This window comes from Bacillus sp. DNRA2 (assembly GCF_012843265.1).
Classification (GTDB): Bacteria; Bacillota; Bacilli; order Bacillales; family Cytobacillaceae; genus Bacillus_BU.
Genome location: NZ_JABAIT010000015.1, coordinates 1 through 23,757, shown reverse-complemented (window position 1 = coordinate 23,757; position 23,757 = coordinate 1). Strand labels below are relative to the sequence as shown.

22 protein-coding genes are annotated in these 23,757 nt (G+C 37.9%); 11 read left to right on the top strand and 11 right to left on the bottom strand.

Annotated elements, in window-relative coordinates:
• Positions 1–112 precede the first annotated feature (112 nt).
• The 8 genes from HHO41_RS13515 (at position 113) to HHO41_RS13480 (ending at position 9,863) form a co-directional block, all read left to right on the top strand.
• The gene (locus tag HHO41_RS13515) at positions 113–1,534 is read left to right on the top strand and encodes an ABC transporter substrate-binding protein (RefSeq protein WP_169099484.1); all 1,422 of its coding nucleotides are present in this window, start codon (positions 113–115) and stop codon (positions 1,532–1,534) included.
• A complete protein-coding gene (locus HHO41_RS13510) occupies positions 1,518–4,049 on the top strand; it encodes an EAL domain-containing protein (protein ID WP_169099481.1) in 2,532 nt (843 codons plus the stop codon). The genes HHO41_RS13515 and HHO41_RS13510 overlap by 17 nt, the downstream gene beginning before the upstream one ends.
• 349 nt (positions 4,050–4,398) lie before the next feature.
• Positions 4,399–4,749 carry an ASCH domain-containing protein gene (locus HHO41_RS13505; protein ID WP_169099479.1) on the top strand — a complete coding sequence of 117 codons (351 nt, stop codon included), beginning with the start codon at positions 4,399–4,401 and terminating at the stop codon, positions 4,747–4,749.
• 284 nt (positions 4,750–5,033) lie between these two features.
• A complete protein-coding gene (gene atpB, locus HHO41_RS13500) occupies positions 5,034–5,780 on the top strand; it encodes a F0F1 ATP synthase subunit A (RefSeq protein ID WP_169099477.1) in 747 nt (248 codons plus the stop codon).
• A gap of 13 nt (positions 5,781–5,793) precedes the next feature.
• The gene (locus HHO41_RS13495; protein WP_169099475.1) at positions 5,794–6,177 is read left to right on the top strand and encodes a F0F1 ATP synthase subunit B family protein; all 384 of its coding nucleotides are present in this window, start codon (positions 5,794–5,796) and stop codon (positions 6,175–6,177) included.
• Positions 6,177–7,139, top strand: coding sequence for an AtpZ/AtpI family protein (locus tag HHO41_RS13490; RefSeq protein WP_169099473.1), 963 nt, complete (start codon positions 6,177–6,179; stop codon positions 7,137–7,139). The genes HHO41_RS13495 and HHO41_RS13490 overlap by 1 nt, the downstream gene beginning before the upstream one ends.
• Positions 7,140–7,585: 446 nt before the next feature.
• Entirely contained in the window at positions 7,586–7,993 is a 408-nt protein-coding gene (locus HHO41_RS13485; RefSeq protein WP_169099471.1) for an ATP-binding protein, read from the top strand.
• Positions 7,986–9,863: an ATP-binding protein gene (locus HHO41_RS13480; RefSeq protein WP_248278465.1), complete on the top strand. Its 1,878-nt coding sequence runs from the start codon at positions 7,986–7,988 to the stop codon at positions 9,861–9,863. Before HHO41_RS13485 ends, HHO41_RS13480 begins: the two co-directional genes overlap by 8 nt.
• Positions 9,864–9,906: 43 nt before the next feature.
• On the opposite strand, the gene HHO41_RS13475 is transcribed toward HHO41_RS13480, so the two are convergent.
• The 6 genes from HHO41_RS13475 to HHO41_RS13450 form a co-directional block, all read right to left on the bottom strand.
• On the bottom strand, positions 9,907–11,310 hold the full coding sequence (locus tag HHO41_RS13475; protein WP_169099467.1) for a sensor histidine kinase: 1,404 nt from the start codon (positions 11,308–11,310) through the stop codon (positions 9,907–9,909).
• Between the two features lie 77 nt (positions 11,311–11,387).
• The gene (locus HHO41_RS13470; protein ID WP_169099464.1) at positions 11,388–12,080 is read right to left on the bottom strand and encodes a response regulator transcription factor; all 693 of its coding nucleotides are present in this window, start codon (positions 12,078–12,080) and stop codon (positions 11,388–11,390) included.
• Between the two features lie 441 nt (positions 12,081–12,521).
• Entirely contained in the window at positions 12,522–13,892 is a 1,371-nt protein-coding gene (locus HHO41_RS13465; protein WP_169099462.1) for a sensor histidine kinase, read from the bottom strand.
• Positions 13,889–14,587 (bottom strand): response regulator, encoded by a 699-nt coding sequence (locus tag HHO41_RS13460; protein WP_169099460.1) that lies wholly within the window; start codon positions 14,585–14,587, stop codon positions 13,889–13,891. Before HHO41_RS13460 ends, HHO41_RS13465 begins: the two co-directional genes overlap by 4 nt.
• A gap of 133 nt (positions 14,588–14,720) precedes the next feature.
• Positions 14,721–15,320 carry a eukaryotic translation initiation factor 3 subunit E gene (locus HHO41_RS13455; protein WP_169099458.1) on the bottom strand — a complete coding sequence of 200 codons (600 nt, stop codon included), beginning with the start codon at positions 15,318–15,320 and terminating at the stop codon, positions 14,721–14,723.
• A gap of 95 nt (positions 15,321–15,415) precedes the next feature.
• Positions 15,416–16,612, bottom strand: a complete 1,197-nt coding sequence (locus HHO41_RS13450; protein WP_169099456.1) for an MFS transporter — start codon at positions 16,610–16,612, stop codon at positions 15,416–15,418.
• 129 nt (positions 16,613–16,741) lie between these two features.
• On the opposite strand from HHO41_RS13450, the gene HHO41_RS13445 reads away from it, so the two are divergent.
• Together HHO41_RS13445 and HHO41_RS13440 are read left to right on the top strand one after the other, a co-directional pair.
• Positions 16,742–17,641, top strand: a complete 900-nt coding sequence (locus tag HHO41_RS13445; RefSeq protein ID WP_169099454.1) for a LysR family transcriptional regulator — start codon at positions 16,742–16,744, stop codon at positions 17,639–17,641.
• 41 nt (positions 17,642–17,682) lie between these two features.
• A complete protein-coding gene (locus tag HHO41_RS13440) occupies positions 17,683–18,771 on the top strand; it encodes a GIY-YIG nuclease family protein (RefSeq protein ID WP_169099452.1) in 1,089 nt (362 codons plus the stop codon).
• Positions 18,772–18,797: 26 nt separating this feature from the next.
• On the opposite strand, the gene HHO41_RS13435 is transcribed toward HHO41_RS13440, so the two are convergent.
• From HHO41_RS13435 to HHO41_RS13420, 4 genes are all read right to left on the bottom strand, one after another.
• Positions 18,798–19,121, bottom strand: a complete 324-nt coding sequence (locus HHO41_RS13435; protein WP_169099450.1) for a nitrous oxide-stimulated promoter family protein — start codon at positions 19,119–19,121, stop codon at positions 18,798–18,800.
• A gap of 145 nt (positions 19,122–19,266) precedes the next feature.
• A complete protein-coding gene (locus HHO41_RS13430; RefSeq protein ID WP_169099448.1) occupies positions 19,267–19,875 on the bottom strand; it encodes a methyltransferase in 609 nt (202 codons plus the stop codon).
• A 190-nt stretch (positions 19,876–20,065) separates the two neighbouring features.
• On the bottom strand, positions 20,066–20,839 hold the full coding sequence (locus tag HHO41_RS13425; protein WP_169099446.1) for a TPM domain-containing protein: 774 nt from the start codon (positions 20,837–20,839) through the stop codon (positions 20,066–20,068).
• Complete coding sequence (locus HHO41_RS13420) at positions 20,839–21,357, bottom strand: LemA family protein (RefSeq protein WP_169099646.1); 519 nt, start codon at positions 21,355–21,357, stop codon at positions 20,839–20,841. The genes HHO41_RS13425 and HHO41_RS13420 overlap by 1 nt, the downstream gene beginning before the upstream one ends.
• Positions 21,358–21,666: 309 nt before the next feature.
• Between HHO41_RS13420 and HHO41_RS13415 the strand changes: the two genes are divergently transcribed.
• On the top strand, positions 21,667–22,839 hold the full coding sequence (locus HHO41_RS13415; protein WP_169099444.1) for a pyridoxal-phosphate-dependent aminotransferase family protein: 1,173 nt from the start codon (positions 21,667–21,669) through the stop codon (positions 22,837–22,839).
• Between the two features lie 308 nt (positions 22,840–23,147).
• Here the strand turns inward: HHO41_RS13415 and HHO41_RS13410 are convergent, their stop codons facing one another.
• Entirely contained in the window at positions 23,148–23,582 is a 435-nt protein-coding gene (locus HHO41_RS13410) for a DUF4395 family protein (RefSeq protein WP_169099442.1), read from the bottom strand.
• Positions 23,583–23,757 lie beyond the last annotated feature (175 nt).

Genomic DNA, 23,757 nt, shown 5'->3' with positions numbered 1-23,757 from the left:
AGGGAATAATATTAATAATTTTGTCATTTTTTTGACAAGTATGTGACTTCAGTACTTGACAAGGTTTAATTGATATAATAGACCTAGGACGAATATGGGGGTAGACTTTATTATGAAGAGTAGAATAATATTTCTAATCCTGCTAACCATCTTTCTAGCAAGTTGTTCATCTGATGATACAGCTAACAATAAAAAAGACTCCACTGAAAAATTATCCACAATTAGCATCATTGCCGATTCTGAGGATTCGATTGCTTTGTTTAAAAAAGAAGAAGAAAACATTAAAGAGAAATTTGGCGTTAAGCTTGAGTACCATTATCCAAGCCGCTTAAATGACAATCTTGAAGATTTTTTATTTGCAAGTAAAAAAACATATGATATTTACATTCTATTCCCAGGGAAAATACCGGAATATGTTACAAGAGACATGCTCCTCCCGTTAGATGACTACATAAAAAGCACAAAAGATATTGACGATATTCTTCCAGTGTATCGCAACCTTTATATGAAATTTAATAATCATGATTATGGTATGGTTTATGACGGCGATACCCATTTGTTATTTTATCGAAAGGATATTTTTAAAAAATATAATGAAGAGTACAAAAAAACGTACGGAAATGAATTAACCCCTCCAGAGACATGGGAGGAATATGACCAAATTGCTAAATTTCTTACAAAGGATACAGACAAGGACGGCGAAATTGACCTATATGGGACAGCCATATTTGGTGGTGAAGCAAAACGCTACATCTGGTTTGCAGAACGATTCACATCCATGGGTGGACGATATTTTGATGAGCATATGAAACCGTTAATTACAACTCACGAGGGGATTCAAGCTTTACAGGAATTGATTGATCTAAACGACAGTGGCTCAACTCCGCCTAATTCGATGTATGACTGGATTGATTTAAATAACGCTTTTTTACATGGCGAAATTGCGATGACAGTTCAATGGAGTGATACAGGTCGTTTTTCATATGATACGGAGAAATGGGGTTCAACTGTTCAGGATAAGGTTGGATGGACATTAGTTCCCACAGCGAATCCGAATAACCCACGAGGCGGAATATGGATTGGACGCGTTTTATCGATTTCAAAGAAATCTACAAAAGCTGAAAAAGCTTGGGATGTTATTTCGTACATCACCTCAAAGAAAGTAAGTCAAGAAGCGATCTCAAGCCTAGAGACGATAAATGACCCATTTCGATACAGTCATTTCACAACTGGTGGAAAAGGGGCATTCCCAAATGAAAAGCTCAATGAAAGATTATTATCAACAGTAAAAGATAGTTTAAAAAATCCAAATGCAGATATGATGATCCCGAGCGGATGGGAATACATGCAAGTCCTAGATGATAATATCGCCTTTGCCCTACTTCATAAATTAACCGCGAAACAAGCACTAGAAAAAACAGCGGAAGAATGGGAGGAAATTACCGATCGTGTAGGGCGCAATGAGCAGTCCGCCCACTATCAGCAATGGTTAAGGCAACTAGAGGAGGTTAAAAACAATGACCTGGCACAATAAATTAGCCTTCCGATTTTGGTTAGCCATCAACAGTCTGGTTTTATCCGGAATCATTTCTTTTAGTGCCATCAATCTGTTTCAAGAATCATCCCAACTTGAAAAAGCCTTAAAAAATGAGGGATCGACTGCAGCGAATACCCTAAATTCAGCTATCGGACTCTATATGCTTAAAGAGGACTATTCGCAAATTACGCCACTGGCCTATTCTTTACTGAGTGAACCAAATATCACTTATGTAAGAATCAAAGATATTGGTGGAAAAACGATTATCCAAAAAGGAAATACCACCATTGATAAGGAAAAAGTCATCGTTGAAAAGGTACCATTAGAGTACTTCCAAGAAAATGTTGGCGAAGTGGAAATCGCGCTTAAAACAGACACACTTCAAGAAAAACAGCAAGAGCTATATAAAGATTTCATTCTAATTACGATAGCTACATCCATTATGTCACTCTTCATCTCTTATTTAATTACACGAAGGTTGGCATTACCGATAAATAGGCTCATTCTTGCCACCCATCAAATGATTGCTGGAAATCGCCAAGTGGCAGTTGAAGAGGATAAGATCTTCGAAATAAAACAATTAGCTATTGCTTTTAATAACATGACCAAAACGATCCAAAATCACGAAAAAATATTAGTTGAAGAAATCGACAAGGCAACGAAGGATTTATCAGAAAAGGTTTCGACACTAGAAGTACTTCAAAAAATTTCCACCACTGTTCTAAGTGATAATATTGACAGAATTGAATTACTAAAAAACATCTTATTAAGTATTAAACATCAGAGTAATGCGAGCCAAATTTCTATAGCAATCCTGAGTAAACAGGAGCGCGTATTCCTTCATGAACTGAATCAAAATCATGAAGTTACAACGGTAGAGCTAGACGAAGAAACGACCGCGATACATAAAGTTATTAATACTGAGCAAATCTACATTCAAAATAATCTAGAAGAAGTGCATTTGTCTTATTTTGGAAAAAAATTATTAAGTGACGGGATGCACTCGCTGTTAATTCTCCCAATTATTGCAAAAAACAAACCGATCGGAACGTTAAATGTATCTAGTAAGAGTCCTGGCTTTTTTTCCGAGAAAATGGTTGAGACACTTTCATCTTACACAAGTCAAATAGCGCTCGCGATAGATAGAATTGAGGCGTATGAATCGCTTCAATATTCTGCCTACCATGACTATTTGACAGGCCTAGCAAATTATCGCTTATTTAAAACCCGCTTAAATGCAACTATTGAAAAGTCAAAGAAAAAGCCCAATTCGATATTTGCTGTTATTTTCCTTGACCTAGACAGGTTTAAGCTAATTAATGATACTTTGGGTCATGCCAATGGCGATATTTTATTAAAACAGGTTGGAAACAAGCTCGAAAGAACAATAGGAGCAGATGACACTGTAACGCGGTTTGGAGGGGATGAGTTTTCGATCCTTCTCCCAAGAATCAACTGCCGTGAAGAGGCAATCCAAATAGTTGAGAAAATCATTAAAATGTTTGAAACCCCTTTTCATATTAAAGAATACGAAATACCTGTATCAGCTAGTATCGGTATCGCCTTTTATCCAACAGATGGCCTTGATGCAGAAAGATTAATAAAAAATGCTGACCGAGCTATGTATCGCGTCAAAGAGCATGGTAAAAAGAGTTATGCTATTTATGAGAATCAAAATGACCAATCAGTTAATCAGCTGGTGCTTGAGAACGACCTCCGCAAAGCCTTAGAGAAAAAGGAATTCGTTGTCTACTATCAGCCGAAAATAAACCTTAAAACAGGTTCAATTACCGGATTAGAAGCTTTAGTACGTTGGTTGAGTCCACATAAAGGGCTCGTCCCGCCAGGAGAGTTCATCCCATTTGCAGAAGAAACCGGGCTAATAGTCCCGATTGGTGAGTATGTATTACGAGAAGCATGCAATCAATGTGTGGCATGGCAAAAAAACGGAATGCCACCAATAAAGATATCTGTTAACCTATCAACTCGCCAATTGCTCCAATCCAATTTGCATGCAACTGTTGCTTCGATCATTAAAGAATCTGGTATTCAACCGGATTTAATTGAATTGGAAATTACTGAAAGTATGACAATGGATATTGAACGCTCACTTGAAATTCTAAATAAACTAAAGCAACTGGGTGTTAAGATTAGTGTTGATGACTTTGGCACCGGCTTCAGCTCACTTAGCTACATTCGAAGATTGCCTATAGACCGTGTAAAAATTGATCAATCATTTATTCGGGAAATGACAAAGGATCCAAACAGTAAAGCACTCGTATCAACCATTATTACGATGGCTCAGAATCTTCAACTTAGTGTGACTGCTGAGGGAGTTGAAACCGTTGAGCAGGTTATATACTTACAACAACAGCGCTGTGATGAAATTCAAGGCTATTATTTTAGTAAACCTTTGCCAGCAGCAGAATTTCAGTCGAAGTACAATAGCATTCAGCTAGAAGCAAAAAAATGGCAAATAGATTCACCAATCATTTCACTAAATGCACTATAAAAAGGCTGACTCAAATAGAAGTCAGCCTTTGATTTTAGACAATAGAGGGATGGTGTGTAAATTAGTTTTAACACCTGTTGATTGGAGTGGAAGGCGCGAAGACTCCTGCGGGAGCAGCGGGACAGGTGAGACCCCGCAGGAGCATTAGCGACGAGGAGGCTCACCGCCCGCCCCGCGGAAAGCGAAGCGCCTGGAACGGAAATCAACAGTCCCCATATAAAGAAAAAATTTTTGCATCCAACAAATCCCCTTCGTTATTCAGCTATCATCTCCTAACATATAAGTCATGGTATATCGACCAATAATCCTGTCAATCCTAGTAAATATTTTTAATGGGGGGCTTAGGATTATGACTCAGCAAAAAATGCATGAAGACTTACCGCCAAAAACTTGCACTATTGACCGACTAGTAACAAAACCAGAGGATATTAAGAAAGTCATTCAAGGTAAAAAAACTGCTACAAGACGAAATGGTCGATATGCTGATATTGGTGAAATAATGAATCTATCTGAAAAAAGTTTTATTGTTGAACGCGTCTACTCACAGGCTTTAGGGGATATGAATAATGAACATGCTAAACAAGAGGGATTTGAAACTTTAGAAGAATATAAACAAGCTATTTTATCGTATCATCCCGGGATGCCGTGGCTACCAACGATGCGCGTCTGGGTCCATGAATTCAGGGAAATAAGCAAATAACGCTCAAATCATTCACTTTCCCAGTATAAATAGCCATAAGGTAATAATGGACCTGTCTAACTATTTTCTTAGTTAACTATCAGGTCCTATTGAAATATCCCTATTGACACAGTATTAAGGAAATTATTCTGAATCTTCATTTTATTATCACAATTCTAGTGCCTAATACCTATTCTATTAATGTATAATAAAGCTATAAAATAGAAATTTATTCTGATTCCTCCACACATACCCCCACCACTTTCTGTTTCAGTCACCATTTTATACAGAAAGGAGGTTACATTATGCACTCAACTCGCCCACTCGTACAAGTATTTGGATTGACGTTTGATCTATCAATCATTCTTACTAGTACAGTCGCTGCACTTATCGTGCTTATTTTCACTTATGTCTGCACAAGAAAAGTAACAGATGATCAAAAACCAAGCAAAATGCAAAATATTATGGAATGGCTTATCAATTTTGTCCAAGATATTATGATGAACTCGATTGGCAGAAAAGACAATTATTTTATTTTAGCTTCGGGCGTTGGTTTAATTATGTATTTGTTTATTGCCAACATTATGGGTATTCCATTTGCCGTTATTATCGGCGAAGAACACGCTTCCTGGTGGAAATCGCCAACTGCGGATGCCCACGTAACCCTCACTCTGGCGATTATGATGATTGTTTACACTCACTATATCGACATCCGTTTAAATGGTTTTAAGCATTATATCAAAGGTTTTTTCAAGCCGTTTAAAGCGTTATTTGTCATTAATATTTTGGAGCAATTTGCCACCACTCTAACTCTGGGTCTTAGGCTGTTCGGTAATATTTATGCCGGAGAAGTTATGATGGCAATACTCGCTGGCGCAGTAACTAACGGCTTTGATTCAGGCTGGCTTACAGGAATAGGTGCTGGTCTATTGACTGCATTTCCAATGATTATTTGGCAAGCCTTCTGTTTGTTCATAGGCGGAATCCAAGCCTACATCTTTGTAACACTTTTCATGGTTTATATAGGTCAAAGATTAAATGAAGCTGCTTAAGGGGGTGTAATAAGTGGGGGATTTTGAAATCTTTGGTATGCCGGTCTCAGTTGGTACGATGATTTATCAAGCAGTTTTATTTACCGTGCTTATTTTTATACTCAAAAATAAAATGCTTAATAAAGTTGTTGAAGCTATGGAAAAACGTCGTAACACCATCGAAAATGAACTAAAGCTTGCTCAAGACTTTAAAATGGATGCCGAAGCCAATATGATGAAACAAAGAGAATTAACAGAACAAGCCAATCTCGAAGCACTAAAAATCATTGCCAAAGGTCGTGAAGAAGCTGCAAGTGTTGTTAAAGAAGCAAGAAAAGAGGCTTTAATGATCCGCACACAAGCATTTGACGATGGGCGACCTAAGAAGAAGAAGGTGCAAGGGGTGCGTGGTGCGTAATGAAATATGTATTTATTAAGGATTTTGGTAAGATTGTCGAAAAGATTGACCTTGAGGAAGAAGCTAGATGGGTTCATCTTAAATACGCGAGAGGAACTTTTCATAAAACTGCTTATATTCTTAGAAATGATCCCGAGTTGGCACAAGTTACAATTGATAAGTTCCTGAGAGACTGCAATGCATCTGAAGAAATCATTGCCGATTTAAATAATCCTTTAAAGAAAGATCATAGAAGCACAGAAAAACACTTCCAGGAATTTATTAATTTTCTAGTAAAAACATCATCGGTGCATATTATGGGAGCAGTTGCATTGGGACTTTCTATCTTCGCTGGTTATGAGCTCGGGGCTCAAATGGACAAACGGTTAAACAACTACCCATCTTTCACCGTAATAGGTTTAATGTTTGGGCTTGTCGTTGGCTGCCTAATTGGGTATGTAATGATGTATAAATACCTTAATATTCTCTCCAAACAAAATATTAAAAAATTGGACAAACGGAAGATCAGTTCAGAAAATGTTGTCTGGCCAATAATAGAAGCAACTCTTTATGATGTTCAACGGGCGGTTAAAAATTATTCATCCGATCTTCCAAAGGGCATTAGCCGCACTATTTTAGTAAACGAAGATTACAGTATTGATTTTGGAAAGCTTGCTCCATATTTAAACGGAATACCTAATAAATCCTTCTTTATGTCAAAAGAAACCTTTGAAATATTTGAGGAAAAAGATAAACAAATACCACCCATTATGGACATCGTTCAGAAGGCTGTTTATATGTTTTATAAAACTAACGGGAAATACCCAATGATGCCTTACGACGCATTGAACCGTGTTAACTACTATCAACTAATGCAGGATCACTATATTCAAGAAAAACCAGAAATTGACCTGTATTTGACAGATTATAACGGCTTAATAACACATATTAAACCACAAAAAAAACGTGCCGGTGGGTTTTAATTGATGCTGGGTTATGCAGACTGTTGTTTTGTGGCAATGTTGATTGGAGTGGAAGGCGCGAAGACTCCTGCGGGAGCAGCGGGACAGGTGAGACCCCACAGGCGCTAAAGCGCCGAGGAGGCTCACCGCCCGCCCCGCGGAAAGCGAAGCGCCTGGAACGGAAATCAACAGACACGTTTAATACAGCCAATAAATAATTAATAATCTTAACAGTCACTTAAACCAAGTGGCTGTTTTTTTATTTGCAGAAATAATATTCTTTCTAATTAACACGCCTCTAACAATCGACAAATTCCAACATATATCAGTTTAGCTAACGAAGAAGATTGTCAACATAATACGAATTTTCTTTATTTTTAAAAAACATTATCAAAACACCGCCCATATATGCTAAAATACTCTGTGGAAATATATACATTAACTTGAGATAAGGATAGGAGAAGAATTTGTACAGGATTGTAATTGAACGAGAAGATGATGTTTACATGGCTAGTACTATTGGTAAACGCGTTGCTGAAGACTACGGTTTAAACAAAAGTGAACAAACTAAATTGGTTGTTTCCATCATGGAACTAACCCGCAACATTGTCTTTTATGCTGGCAAAGGTGAACTTTTTATTAAGCCGATTCCATCCTATGGAATTGAAATAGTAGCTGTAGATCAGGGTCCTGGCATTCCGAACCTTGAGAATATTTTAAATAATAAAGTACGCTCCAAGACAGGCTTAGGGTTGGGCCTATCAGGAGTGAAGCGTTTAATGAATGAATTTGAAATCAAAAGCACCGTTAACCTCGGCACAAAGGTCAGAGCTGTTAAATGGTTTAAGGAAGGGAAGGTTAGTCAAGTTGATTAAATCACCCACCGCTCACGAAATCTCCTACGGTTTAGTAGAGCTCAATCCCGATGGAACAATACAAAGAGCTAACGATGAAGCAAAACGGGTGTTAATATCGGAGGATGGTGATTCCAACTACCTCTTTCATCGTATTACGAACAACGAAATCAAAACAAAGCTCCATGAATGCTTTATGGGTAGAGCAAATGAGTTTATCGTAACGATCGATAATCAACCAGTCTTTTTCTTATTTCATCGATCAAACAATGAACAGTCACAAGATAGAATCCACGTTTATTTATTTAACATCTATAATTTACTTACTCTTCACGATCATAACAATTGGAATAACCATTTATTGTCCTCTATCGGCGAAATGGCTGCGGGAATCGCTCATGAGGTTCGAAATCCATTAACGGCAGTTAAAGGTTTTCTTCAATTAATGGAACAAACATATAAAGAAGAATACTCACATATCGCCCAAAGCGAACTAGACAGAGCGATTCATATCCTAAATGATTTAATGAGTGTCTCAAAGCCTGAGTTCGTTCAGGAAGAAAAAGCAGCGTTTAATGTTTGCTCTAAAATCGAATCAATTTTGTTATTATTTCAAAATCAACTGTACGACATTAACGTGATTAAAAGCTTTCAAGACGAAACAGCTATGGTGGTTGGTCGACGCGACCAAATTAAAAAAGCGCTATTTAATCTAATTAAAAATGCGATTGAAGCAATGTCTGATGGTGGAACATTAATGATTGAGCAGTATGAGGACGGTCATGATGTTCATATCAATATCTCTGATTCTGGGGTCGGAATCCCAAAAGACAAACTTAGATTACTAGGGACACCATTTTTCACATTAAAGCAAGATGGTAAAGGGATGGGACTGGCGCAAGTCTTTAATGCCATCCAAAGTAATCACGGGAAAATTCGGGTTACGAGCGAAGAAGGAATCGGAACAACATTTTATCTTTCTTTTCCAAAAAAGAGTCAATATTCTACTCAATTTATAGGGGGTAATACAATGTTACAAGTAGTTGATTCAAAAACTGATTTAACTGATTTCTTATTTAAAAACTTAGATTTTTACACAAGAGAATGGGTTCAATACTTAGAAAAAAATAAAAGCTACATCACATCATTATTAAAAGAAAATGGCGAGATGGAACAATATGATCGCGCGGGCAACCCAATCATGAAACTCGTTGCACAAAATATCCTTGAGATAAAAACAGAATTAATCATGGACGTTGCTAAAGAACGTGGAGTTAAGAGTGCAAAAACTGAATTCCCAATGCACTTGGCTTGGGAGCTATTCCAATCTTCACGTGGAATCATTTGGAATGCGATTAAATCATTCTATCAAGAATCTCAAAACACTCTTTCAACTGAGGAATTTTTCACGTTAGAAAGAAATGTTAACGACATCATTGATTTATATATCGATTCATACACTGCTTACTACGTTAACTATAAAGAAGATTTATTAAAGAGTCACCGTGAAACCGTTGATGAATTATCTGTGCCGATCATTCCAATTGCTGAAAGAGTTTGTATTCTACCAATAGTGGGTAATGTGGATACGTATCGTGCGAAGAAAATCCGTGAAAAAACGCTTGTACGAGTGAAAGAGCTTAAAGCAAATCAATTAATTATCGACATTTCAGGTGTTCCATTTGTTGATACAGCTGTTGTTAACCATTTGTTTAAAATCGTTAAAGGTATTAAACTACTAGGCTGCTCTACTATCTTAACAGGAATTAGCGCTGAAATTGCTGATACTATGATTGAACTAGGAATTGAAATTGATAACGAATTAAAAACAAGATCTGATCTACAACAAGCATTACAAGACATTCAACAATTTAGAATCGGCAAAGATTAATCTAAGAAAAAGGCAAGACCGCTTATGGTCTTGCCTTTTTTAACTACTTATACTTATTTAATTCAAACCAAAAGGTCGTTCCTATTAATTTTTCACTTTCCACGCCAAAGCAAACCTTATGAGCCTCCAATATCTCTTTCACAATCGCTAGTCCAATTCCCGTCCCAGTTGTCTTTTTCTCACTTGTCTTGTCTGCTTTATAATAGCGCTCCCATATATGCGGTAGCTCATCTGTAGAAATTCCTTTTCCCGTATCTGCTATTTCTATCCGCACCGATTCACCTTTATCAAGCATTTTAACTGTAATCAATCCACCTCTTGGAGTATGTGTACAAGCATTGTTGATTAAATTATGGAGCACCTGACTTACCCTTACTTCGTCTGCTTCAATCATGACATCAAATAAATCTTTCAAGATAATACTCACACCATTTTTTTCACTCAGCAAGCTATAGCTTTTCACTGTAGTTTGGATTAACTCATTTATTTTAAAGCCGTTTTTAGTTAACAAGACATTTCCAGATTGCAATTGTGATAGGACTAAGATATCGTCGACAATTTTACTTAAACGTTCGGTTTCTTCAATAATGATTCCGAGTTGTTTTTCTCTTTTTTGCGGGTCTTTACCGGTCACATCCCTTAATGTTTCAGCATAGCCCCTAATTAAACTTAGCGGCGTTCGCAAATCATGGGATACATTCGCTATTACATCTTTTCTGAGTTGGTCAATTTTAGAAAGCTGTTCCCCCATATTATTAATCGTTTCTGCTAACTGTCCAATTTCATCTCGACGCCTCGTGTTAATCCTGGCTGAGAAATTACCTGATGCCATTTGCTCGGAAACTCGCTTCATTTCAAGAATAGGGCTGCTAAAGCTCCGCGATAAAAATAGCGTAATTAATAATGCTGCGAACAGTAAGATAACTGTAATGTATAACAGCTGCCCTTTCAATATCGACGCTGTGTCCTCCATCGGTGCTAGCGGGGTAATGATGAGCATTGCATATGTTGTCTTACCAGATATTTCAATTGGTAAGCCAATAAAGGAAAATTCGCTACCAAACTGAGGGTGCGTAACAGGTATTTCAACTTCTTCCCCTTTTAGTACTTCATCAACGATCCCCTCAAGCTCCCCACTATCGACCATTGGCATTTTCCCAGCTGACACTGAAGATCCTGTAACATAGAGACTTTCTCCGTTCTTATCAATTACCTCAATATAAATATTATTATTAAACGCAAAGGCAGCTAACTTTTTCTCAAAATCCTCTTTATTTCCATTTTCCAATACATAATTTATCTTAACGACTTCAGATTTTATATAGGAAATCCACATCCGATTATAATAGGTTTCCAAAAATACAATTTGAAAGAGCCATAACAGGAATAATACAAAACAAACTAAAATGACCATTCCCGCCCAAAGCTTAAAGCGTATACTCTTCATTTCCTGCTCCTCTCTTCAAAAGACATTTGCAACAACTAATTCGTCCAATATGAAGAAGTGCTTTACATCATCCGAATTTACTTAGACGTAGTTTCAAATTTGTAGCCAGTTCCCCAAACTGTCACAATAAATCTCCGATAATCCTTTAAACTTTCTCGTAAGGTTTTAATATGGGTATCGACTGTTCTATCTTCACTCTTATAATCATAACCCCAAATTGCATTTAACAATTGTTCCCTTGTAAATACACGTTTCGGATTTTGTACAAACAAGCAGAGCAATTCGAATTCCTTTGGTGTTAAATTTACTAGCTCACCATCAACGTAAACATTTCGTGATGCACTTTCAATGACTAAGCCTTCAATCGTAATCGTATCTAACTTAGCCGGACCTTCATCAGTAGTTGAACTTCTCCGGATGATCGCTTTCATTCTTGCTAATAATTCGCGTGGGCTAAACGGCTTAACGAGATAGTCATCTACTCCTAACTCAAATCCAAATAGCTTATCATACTCTTCGCCACGTGCTGTTAACATAATAATTGGAACTTGTGAGGTTTTCCGAATTTCTTTACAGACACCCCACCCATCAATTTTTGGCATCATAACATCTAGAATAATTAAGGAATAATCATTTTTTAAAAACATATTTAATGCTTCTGCTCCGTTTGCGGCTTCTTCAACCTCGTAATCTTCAAGGCTAATATACTCCCTAATCATCTCGCGGATTCTTTCCTCATCATCAACAATGAGGATTTTTTCCTTAGCCATCTCATTCACCCGCTTTCATAAACGTTCATCTACTCTAATGTTATTTACAAATAGCTCCTATTCATATTGTAAACCTAAATTGTTAAAAAAGTTTGAAATTTAGCGTTTTACCAAGGATTCACTATGATTTTTCGATAATATTAAACAAATAACCTGAAAAACACCTAGGGGATAAACCTCATATTCGACAAATCTAGTTGAAATCGTCACCTATCAGCGTTAAATTTAGATTACGTTATCCGTAATCAGATAACATTCATAATAAAAAAACTAACATTCTAATTTCCAAACCCCTCTTTTGACGCTAATTTATAACAGTTAACTGTTATTCCCCTAGTCAAAGAGGATTTAATATTACGCTCGGTATTCATTGCACCGAGTGTTTTTTTATTTTCATTACTAAAAACACTCGGTAAAAGACTACCGAGTGTTTATATTTGATCATTTTGTTAATAAGATTGTAAAAACAGTACCTTTTCCCTCTTCGCTTTCTACAGTAATCGTGCCACCATGTGCCTCGACATAGCCTTTAGCAATTGAAAGGCCCAGACCAGTTCCACCTTCATTTCGATTTCTTGAAGTGTCGCGCTTGTAGAAGCGATCGAAAACGAATGGCAAAGCATCAGCTGGTATACCAGGTCCAGTATCTTTCACATGAATAAAAAATGCTGCACTACTGGTTTCAACTGTTATTTCAACCGTCCCTTGGGGCTCAGTATGTCTTAATGCGTTTCCAATCAAATTTACGATGACCTGAGTGAATCGGTCACTATCAATTTCAGCCCAACAATCATCTTTAATATTTTCATAATGGAAGTTAATTCCTTTTTCATCGGCAAGCCACTGTAAATGAGTGCATACCTTATGAATCAAATATTTCAAATTGACAGCTTGTTTATTTAGAGGGAGCTTTCCCGCTTCGGCAAGGCTTAATTGTTGTAGGTCACTCACCAATCGATTTAACCTGTATACTTCATCCGTCAATTCCAGGACAACCTCTTCTGATGCTTGAATTGCGCCCTCTTGAATCGATTCCAATTTTCCTTGTAAAATTGCCAAAGGTGTTCGTAATTCGTGAGCAACATCTGCGACAAGCGCTCGTCTAATTTCCTCATTACGAGAAAGCCTTTGCGACATCTGGTTAAATGCATCACCTAATTCATGGAATTCATCCTCTGTCTCAATTTTAACTTCAGGTACCTTTTCACCACTCCCTAGCTTTCTAATCCCCAATATTAGTGTTTGTAGCGGTTTTGTTATTTTTTTAGCAATCCAAATGCTGAATAACACAGCAAGTAAAGCTGCAATAAGGCCACTCATTACGATTGCCAAATTTGCAGATCTGATAAAATCCTCCTCAAGATTTTGCAGTTTATGCTGATAAAGAACCAACGTCCCTTTTCTCTTTCCATCAATCATAATATCCGTAGATTTGCCATGGACATCCAAACCGCTTGTGTTAAGCCTGTCACCTGAAGTATCTGCGATTACCGTACCATCAATATCTAGCAACAATAAATCGGCATTGGCCATCGCCATATTCATGAGCATCCCTTGCATCATCATACCGTGACCTTGTCCCATACTAGAGTTTCCTTCGAAATATACCTCCTGAACTTCATCCCATGAACCTGCTTCTTCATAATAAAGCTCAAGATTTTGCTTCATCCGTTCCATAAATCCGAAATTATATTGTTCGAGATAACTATTGAAGGTTGACTGAATTCTTGATTTTAAAAATAACGATTGACTGATACCCATTAACATTACAATTGCAATAAAAGCTATGATTAATTTCGACTGGAGCTTCATTGTTTTTTACCAAAGCGATAGCCAATTCCATATACAGTGTGAATGTACTCCGGATGGGCTGGATCACTTTCAACCTTTTTCCGTAAATTGCTAACATGGGTATCAATCGACCGCTCATAATTAAGATACGCTTCACCCATCACGCTGTTCATTAATTGCAGGCGGCTGTAGACACGACCTGGCTTCTGTGCAAGCGTCACTAGTATTTTATATTCTGTAGGTGTTAAATTTAATAATTCTTCTCCCACCTTAACCTCATAAGTGCTTAAATTTATTTCAATATCTCCTCTTGTTAACAACTCATCCAATCCTTCTCTTTCTTCTTCAGGGGTACTTCGACGCAAAACAGTGCGAATTCTGGCCGCCAATTCCCGCATACTGAAGGGTTTAGTTATATAATCATCGGCACCCATTTCAAGCCCCAATAGCTTGTCGATTTCCTCTGTTTTAGCCGTCAGCATGATAACCGGCATTTTTTTACTAATCATGCGAATTTCTCGTAAAGCCTGAAAGCCATCCATGATTGGCATCATCACATCTAATATCACGAGATCGACAGATTGATTTTTAACAAGTTGAATAGCTGCTTCACCATTTTCGGCTTCTACTACAGTAAAGCCTTCATTTATTAAAAACGCTTTAATCGTATCGCGAATTTTTTCTTCATCGTCAACAACAGCAATCACCTTCGCCACAAACACCCCTCCTCATTCCCTCTCATTATACCAACCGATTGCCTAATCTATAAATGTCAGTTTCGTTAACACATTAAACAAAGAAAACTCCGGAGAACCTCCAGAGTTTTTCGTTAAGATATAGGCATTTGTTTTATAAATTAGTTGAACTATTATTGGTTACATTTTTGTTAAACCAACCGGCTTGTCCCTTCTGCCCCATTCTTTCACCACAATTGCCATTCATTGGACCAACGCCACCACCATTTTCGACCATCGCCTTCATTCTTGTTTCCATATTAGAAAGCATTTGATCCAGCTGTTCTTGGGTGATTTTACCGTCCTTTTTCAGCTGCTCTAAATTAGCTTTACGAGTCTCAACTAGCTTAGCCACTACCTCGTCAACACTAATCCCTTTTTCTTTTGCAAGCTCCGCAATCGTTTTACCTTCACTTCGCGCAGATTGTAGTTCGTCTGCAGTCATCCCCAGTGCTTCGGCGACTGCTTCATGCATAGTACCACTAAATTGCATTCCCATTCCAGCACCGCCACGACCCATCTGTTCACCGGTCATTGGGCAAGTATAACCAGTTGCATCTTCATTCGGTGTTTGTTCAGTTGTTGTATTCACAGCTTTGATAATCCCATTACTGTTTCCTGTTGTTGCAGTTGGCTCTCCAATTGGCGCAAACAGCGCTCCTAATCCAAACGCTCCGACAAATGCACCTGCTATTATTACCTGTTTCATTTTCATGATAACATCTCCTCTATAACTAATTGCTATCTCTGTTACAACTTCATTGTAGCGAACAAGTTTCAGGAAGCTGTCGTGGAAATGTTAAGAAAATGTCAAGATGTCATTTTGTATTTGAATGTTTGTCGTTCTTTTTTTCCATGCAAAAAATAGTAAAGTATCATCGCAAAAATAATTATAGCAACTAAGGATAAATATAATCCCCTAAATCCCGAATAAGGGACAACCAATCCCAACAAATAAGGACCAATGCCGAATGCTAAATCTACTAAAATAAAAAAGGTTGAGGTGGCCAACCCTAGTCTGTCGTGAGGAGTTACCTTAATTGCCACAGCCTGAGCCGATGAGGTAAAGTTTCCATATCCAAATCCAATAATGACACCCGCAAGTAACAATGTCCAACCATTATGAACCTGGCTTAGCAGCATCATCCCTACTGCAAAAATGATTAAGACAGGGTAAATAACAGAATTTGCCCCCCTTACATCGAATAGCTTCCCAGCAAACGGCCTAGAAACAAGGACTGCAGCAGCGTACGCTACAAAGAAAAAGCTTGCTGACTCAATTAGATTCAATTCTTCAGCATAAAAGGTTATAAAAGAAAGTACACCAGAATAAGCAAGACCAACAAAAAAGGTAACTACAGAAATGGGTAAAGCATTGATTTCAATAAAGCTCCTAATATGAAACCCCTTTTGCATAGGAGAGCCTTTTTCTGAAGACACTTTGACAACTACCTTCAAAAAAAAGGCTGTTATTAAACTAAACAAGCCTACCATTAAGCAAAATAGGAAAATCATTTGATAACTCGTATGTTCTCGTAAATACATCCCGAAAAATGGACCTATTGCTGTAGCCAATATTGCACTTAATCCATAATATCCAATTCCCTCTCCCCTTCTTGTTGCTGGAATGATTTGGGCAACAATGGTTCCGGTAGCGGTACTGGCCATCCCTAATGCAATTCCATGAACGAGTCGATTAATAAGTAAGAACAATAAATTGTTGGCACCGAAATACAAACAGGTTGAAGCTGTAAAAAGGATTAAACCGATAAACAGCATCTTTTTTCGCCCAAACTGATCAATAATTCTCCCCGAAAACAATCGACCAATCAATGCGCCGATAACAAATATCCCTGTAACAAGACCTGCTTGACTCGTATTTGCTGCAAATTTCTCAACTGCGTATGTGGAAATTGTGACCATTAATAAATAAAAGATTAACGTCACAAAGAAATTAATTGCCGAGACAATCACAAAATCCTTTGTCCATAATTTTTCTTTCGCCATAATGCCTCCTCATCGTAATCGTGAATAATTAGTATTTTTCCATTTTAAGTATTATTATTCGATATGTAAAACAGGAATTTTTAATGGTATTATAAGATGTACTTATATGAAAAGGAGAGGGGTTTGGGAATGAACTTTGAGCAAATGGAGTACATAAAGGAAGTTGTTGACACTAAGTCAATGTCTCTCGCCGCCCAAAACCTGCATGTCTCCCAATCTGCAATCAGTCAGTCGATCTCGTTATTGGAAAAAGAAATTGGAATCAAGCTGTTTAAGCGCTCCCGTTTTGGAACTGTCCCGACTGATGAAGGCAAAAATATCATCAAAAAAGTACTAGAAATCCTTAAAAAAGTCGACGAAATGAAAGGTGAGGTGCAAGCGATTACCTCAAGCTATAAAGGTGAGCTAAAAATCGCAACGATTTCGAGCCTATTCTTAACGATATTACCTAAAAGTCTATCCCGCTTTAAGAAGGATTTTCCGCAAATTAAAATGACGATTTTAGAAATGGAAAGTAAGGAAATTATTGAAGCGGTCGATAAGCTTAAGGTTGATTTAGGCTTCCTTGGAATTAACGCAGACCTGCAACCGAAACTCACTGAAGAAATTGCTTTTCAATCCCTTCATTATCAAGGTGGAATCAAGGTGATTGTCCCAATGGATTCTCCGTTGGCCTTTTACAATGAACTGACCGTAAAGGACATCATTGATTATCCATTCGTAATGTATGCCAGTCGCTACTGGGAAAACTTAACCGGCTATATTCAAGAACATATTGGTCCCATAAATATCATGTTTGAAACAACCAATACAGAGGTTATCAAAAAGACAGTTTCAGAAGGTCTGGGAATCAGTTTATTATCAAGTCTGATGCTCCTTGACGACCCATATGTCGAAAGCCAAAGAATCGTCGCCATTCCTTTGGCAGATTACAGTTTGTTCCAAAACTTTTCGTTCGGTTGGATACATTCTAAAAATCATCCCCATTTGCGCCTAGTTAAAAAGTTCCTCGAATATGTTGAAGGCTAATCGCCAAACTTAGTTGATTTTTCAAGAAAGGGGGAGTCACCATGAAACTTTCAGAGAAAATAAAACAGCTTCCCACCACACCTGGGGTTTATTTGATGAAGGATGCCTCTGGTGGCATTCTTTATGTAGGTAAAGCTAAAAACTTAAAACGCCGAGTAAAATCCTATTTTCAAAACAATAAAGCTCATTCACCGAAAACAGAAAGACTTGTTAAACATTTAAGTGATTTTGATATTATTTTAACTGATACGGAATTTGAGGCTTTCATACTGGAATGTCAATTAATTCAGGAAATCAAACCGTATTACAATCGAAAAATGAAAAATCCGCAAAGTTATTCATATATAGAAATAAAAGATATTAATGGCTTTCGTAACCTATATGTAACTAATCGGGTAGAACAATCCGACAACATTCATTATTTTGGTCCTTATTCCAGTAAAAGCTCCGTTGAAAGGGCACTTGAATTGCTCAAGGACTGTTATAAAATCAATTGCACAAATTACGGCAAAAACAAATCCGCATGCCTTAATTACTCACTCGGAAAGTGCATCGGGATTTGTCTTGGTGGTTCTGCTCGTGAACAATATAATCATATCATTGATAAACTCATCGATTTGTTAACTGGTAAAGACACATGGCTCCTTCTTGATATCCAACAAAAGATGGCAACTGCCGCAGAACAATTTGACTTTGAAAAAGCGGCAAAGCTCCGCGACACGGTCCAAATAGTCGAATTTCTTCGGCACCGGGAAAGGGTGATTGAGTTTACAGCGGGAAATCAAAATATTATCGTCCTAGAATCATTACCTGATTTAACCCAAAAACTCTTCCTGATTAAAGGGAACAACATCCTGTTGAATGAAAAAATACAGACTGAAACAGCAATTGAAGACATCAGTTCCCTTATACAGTCGGCTATCCAACCTTATTTAGGTAACACTACTTCAATTCTATCGAAAAGAACTACCCAAGAGGAAATCGATGAAGCTCAGATTATTTACCGTTATATAAAAGGGAGCAGCTGCCACTATGAGACCATCCCTGATCAATATTTTGAAAAGAAGAACCTAGACACACTAAATCGAGTCATCATGGAGTTAATCACAAGAGAAGAGCCTAATTCGTGAAGAATCAGGCTCTTTGTTGAGTTTATCTATTTATCTAACAAATGCTTTACTGAATAAACTGGATGATAAAGAAGCATCCAGGGTCCGGAAAAACGCATAACAGCTTTCATTTGCTCTCGATAATCTGGCTTATAACAGTGCACGGTACAATTTGAACATGCAGTCTTCTCTTCGCCAAACCGACAGAAGGATAATCTTTTATAAGCATAGTCTAACAGCGCTTGGCACTGTTCACATAATTCAAGTTGATGATGTTTCTTCCGACAATACAAATGAACCATTTTCGTGACCATTTCTTTTTCCTTTTGGATAACAGGTCCGTTATTTGGTTCTCGTCTTTGTGTCGCCATCGCCCGTAAACCTCCAATTATTGATTTACATTTAACTCTGACTCTATACATAACGATAGCACATCTAGACAGGAAACATTCTAAGCAACCATAACAACTTTTCAACAATTTTTGTCACCGAAAGCAAACCTTGCTTCGAACAATTTTAGAAAGCTAAACGATAGATTAAAAACCTTTCATTCGGATTACTATCATAAAGGTCTGGAAGAATGACTTCCAATTCCAGATCAAAAGCTGTTTGATTTTCTAAAAAGTAAATATAGTCCTCCGATACGTAATATAAGACTAAATGGATTTCGCGCGGATCGCTTTCCCAAGACAATAAAATATTATTGACAATGCGGCGGAAAATTTGAATCGAAAATGGATTAAAGAAATAAAAGTGATTGTCACTTGGATTAATTTTGTATTCTTCCGCCAAGCAACAATAAAACTCAATTTTCCCTTTCCGATTTTTAAACTTTTGCAGATAACTTTCACGATTATCAAGCGCTTCTTGATAAAATGCTTCGTTCATTTCAATCCCTACTACCGGAATATTGAACAGGTGATTGATAAAAAAATTGAGACGACCTTTCCCACAGCCAAAATCAACTACGCGATCGGCAGATGATAAAGGATAATGCTGAAATAATGTTTCTAGGGCTTGGTAGGGAGTAGGTTCATAGCGATGATAATGGAATGATTGCGTAAAGCCACGCTGTTCCCCGCATGTTTGAATGTTTAGCAATTCATCAAAATACTGGTCGTTCATTTTACACCCTAACCTTCACTTAGTTTGTCTTCCTTTTTGGGCATTTGTATCAGCTTAGTAAGAACATACACCGTATTAATACCCTCCCAATGGTATCACAAAATGAGCAAATTTGAATGGGTAAACAAAAATGAGGAAAGTCTCCGTTCAGTGTGTTAGCTGGATGAGACTTGTCCTCATTTTAATTTATTTACCAGCCACGGCCTGCTCCTCCCCCGCCGGAAGAGCCACCCCCACCGCCGCGAAAACCACCGTCTCCTCCTCCACCACCTCGGCCACCTCGCAAAAGAGTCGACAACAGAAAGTGAGTAAGGAACCCTCCAAAAAACTTGAAATCAAGAAACAAAACAACAATGATAATAATAAATAGTAGCCACGAGGGGATTCCACCACCCTCAGCATTTGACACAGGCTGTTGTGAATTTACCCCCGTTTTAGTTTGCAGTCCTTCTTGTCCATACTCTGTTAATACTTCATTTGCAATAACTTTATAAGTCTCGATGATTGCTGTGTTTGGTTGTTGATTTTGTAAATAAGGAATGGCATATTGATCTAAAATTCTGCCTGCTTTACCATCGGGAATTCGCCCTTCTAGACCATAGCCAACCTCTATTCTGATTTGACGATCCTGCAACGCGAGCACAAGCATGACACCATTGTTCTCTTGTTTCGTACCAATTCCGTATTTGCGAAAAGCCTCATTCGCAAATTCCTCCATTGGTACATCTCCAGTTGTATCCACCGTTAAGACAGCAACTTGAGCAGAAGTTTGAGATTCTAGAGCTCGCCCCATACTGATTAGTTCGGCTTTTTCCTGTGCTGTTAATACATTGGCAAAGTCTTGAACATAAATATCCCCAACCGGTTCTGGAATGGATATTTCTGCGGCTGCCCTACTACCTCCAAGTAGAAGAAATGAAATGAAGCACAAAACGATTCCATGGAAGAACCGCAACCTTTTCATTATTCATTTCCTCCAAAATCCACCTCTGGAGCCTCTTCTGCTTTTGGGTCCGCTTTAAAATATTCTTTCTGGTCAAAACCGGTAACCCCAGCGACTACTACTCCAGGAAAGCTTTTTACCTTTTTATTATAGACCGCGACCTCAGCGTTATAATCCTTGCGGGCAACAGAAATACGATTTTCTGTACCGGCTAATTCATCCATTAACTGTGTAAACTGTTGGTCTGCTTTTAGTTCTGGATAGTTTTCAACAACAACAAGCAAACGACTTAGGGCACCTGTCAACTCTGCATTTGCTGTTGCCTCTTCCTCCGGAGATTTTGCTCCAGCTAGTCGGGCCCGAGCATCAGAAATAGAAGCAATCACTTCTTTTTCATGCGAAGCGTAACCTTTGACCGTATTAACCAAATTGGGTATTAAATCAAGCCGTCTTTGGAGCTGATTTTCAATTTGCGCATAGGACTGGTTAACATTCTCCTCTAAATCAACAAAATTGTTATAGCTGTTCATTAACATCATTCCCACAATTATCAAGGCTGCCGCAACAACCCCAAACGAAACTAATACCTTTTTCAACCTAAACACGCTCCTTTTGCCTTTAGTATGATTAATTAAGTATGATTCAGTCAAGTTACAGCTAATCGTTATTATTTTTATATAACTTTTAAACTTCAACCCAAATTGTAGTCTGTGCATAATTTGCCTTTTTTTTAACAAAAGCAAGAAGTTATAAGAGGAAATCACTTAAGGTATAGCGAAATGATTATTGTGCCCATACTTTGAAAGGGTTATTTATTTATTATGGTAATAAAATTAGGAGGATTAATCATGACGGAACAAGAACTTTTGCTTATCCCTGGTCCAACACCTGTGGTTGATTCGATTTACGACGCGCTGGCTCAGGAAACACTTGGTCACACTGACCCACGCTTTGCGGCAATATATCGCAATGCGATTAACCAAACAAAGGAAATGTTTAAAACAGACGGGGAAGTATTTGTTATCGCAGGCTCTGGGACTGTGGCTATGGAAATGGCCCTTGTTAATACAATCGCTGCAGGCGAAAAACTATTAGTAATAAGCCATGGTTATTTTGGTGATCGCTTCATTAAGCTTGGCGAAGCATTTGGAATCGATGTTGAGGTTATTCAAGCAGAATGGGGTAAACAAGTATCAAGAGATGCTGTTGCCGAAAAATTAGCAACGAGCAAATTTAAAGCGGTTACAATTACTCATGCCGATACATCAACCGGAGTAGCTGCCAATTTAGATGAATTGGTTCCAATCATTAAAGAACACGGAGCACTTGTGATTCTCGATGGTGTGTGTGCGACTGCTGCGATGGAAGAAGATATGAGCAAATCATATGGTGGTGTGGATGCGAAAATAGATATTGTGCTAACAGGCTCTCAAAAAGCGATTGGTGTACCACCAGGATTGGCCATCGTTGCATTTAACCAAACGGCATTAACTGCCCGAAAACAATTAACACATGTACCTGCATATTACTGTGATATCGAGAATTGGATTCCGATTATGAATGATCCGCAAAAATATTTTGCTACTCCACCAGTAAATCTCATCTATGCCTACGATGAGGGAATGAGATTAGTTCTTGCCGAAGGGCTTGAGAACAGAATTAAACGACACGTTGCTTATGGTCGCGCCGTCCGTGGCGCCCTATCTGAATATGGGATGAAAGCGATAGCTGAAGAAAGTGTAGCAGCTGCAACGCTTAGCTGTATCCTATATCCAGAAGGTATGGATGATGTGGCATTCCGGACAGCCTTAGCTAAAAAAGGCGTAGTGGTTGCCGGCGCCCTTGCACATCTAGCCGGAAAAGCTTTCCGGATTGGTCATATGGGGAATACAACTGTAGAAATGCTTGAAAAAGCGATTGCGTTAATTGGCGAAACAATGAATGAGCTTGGCTATGAAGTAAATACTACAGCCGCGACTGAACGGTTCAATAAATTAGTGTTTGTTCGTGGAACTGTTTAATCGCTTGCTATTTTAAACGAAGCACCGTTATAGTTGACTGTTGATTTCGGGCTTTGTTTTGAAAAATAACCGGACAAATTCCGCTTAAATTGGGAAATACCGATGTTTCCTTAATAATAAGAGGAGTTTTTCCGGTTAAATGATTTTGTCTCTTTTTGAGTGGTTAAGCGGAATATCTCCGCTTATTTAGGCTATTTTAGCTACCGCTTAATACATTAGACGGAAATTCTCCGTCTATGAGGTCTCATACCTCCACGAAAATCAACATTAAATAATAATAAATCATAAAACAAAAGGGCTAACATTGATCAGCCCTTTTGTTGTTGTGCTCTACGATATTGAAATTGCTTCCATTGAAACAAAATAAAGCAACCGATGCAAAAACCCATTAATGCTACTGACGCAGCAATCGCGACTATAGCAGTGAAAATATACCCAATCGTATCTATGTTAAACAAAAAGCCGATATAACCCATTCCTAAACAGATAACCGCAATAGTCTGATTAAACTGTTGTTGTTCAAAGTCCTCTGGTATATAGGAATTGATATCTTTTTTTAGGAATTGCTTTGCTAACCTCATTATCGGATTAAAATTAAACAGAAGCCCAAGTAATCCTGATAAGAATGGGATTAATAAAAACCACTCTAAGCCTGTCAACCAAGTCAACACCACACTTGATACAATTACCCATTGATTTGTTTTTACCAACGGACGAGGAATCGACCGAATAACTTCAGCCACATCAATCCCAACCTTTCTTATAAGTTTTATTTATTTTATATATATTATTATACATTGAATATTTTGTCTATAAAAATAATAAAGTAGGGAAACCTCTCTCGAGGCTTCCCCCTTATCAAACCGTACGTGCCCTATTAAGGCATACGGCTTACCAAATGTTACAATGTTTATCAAG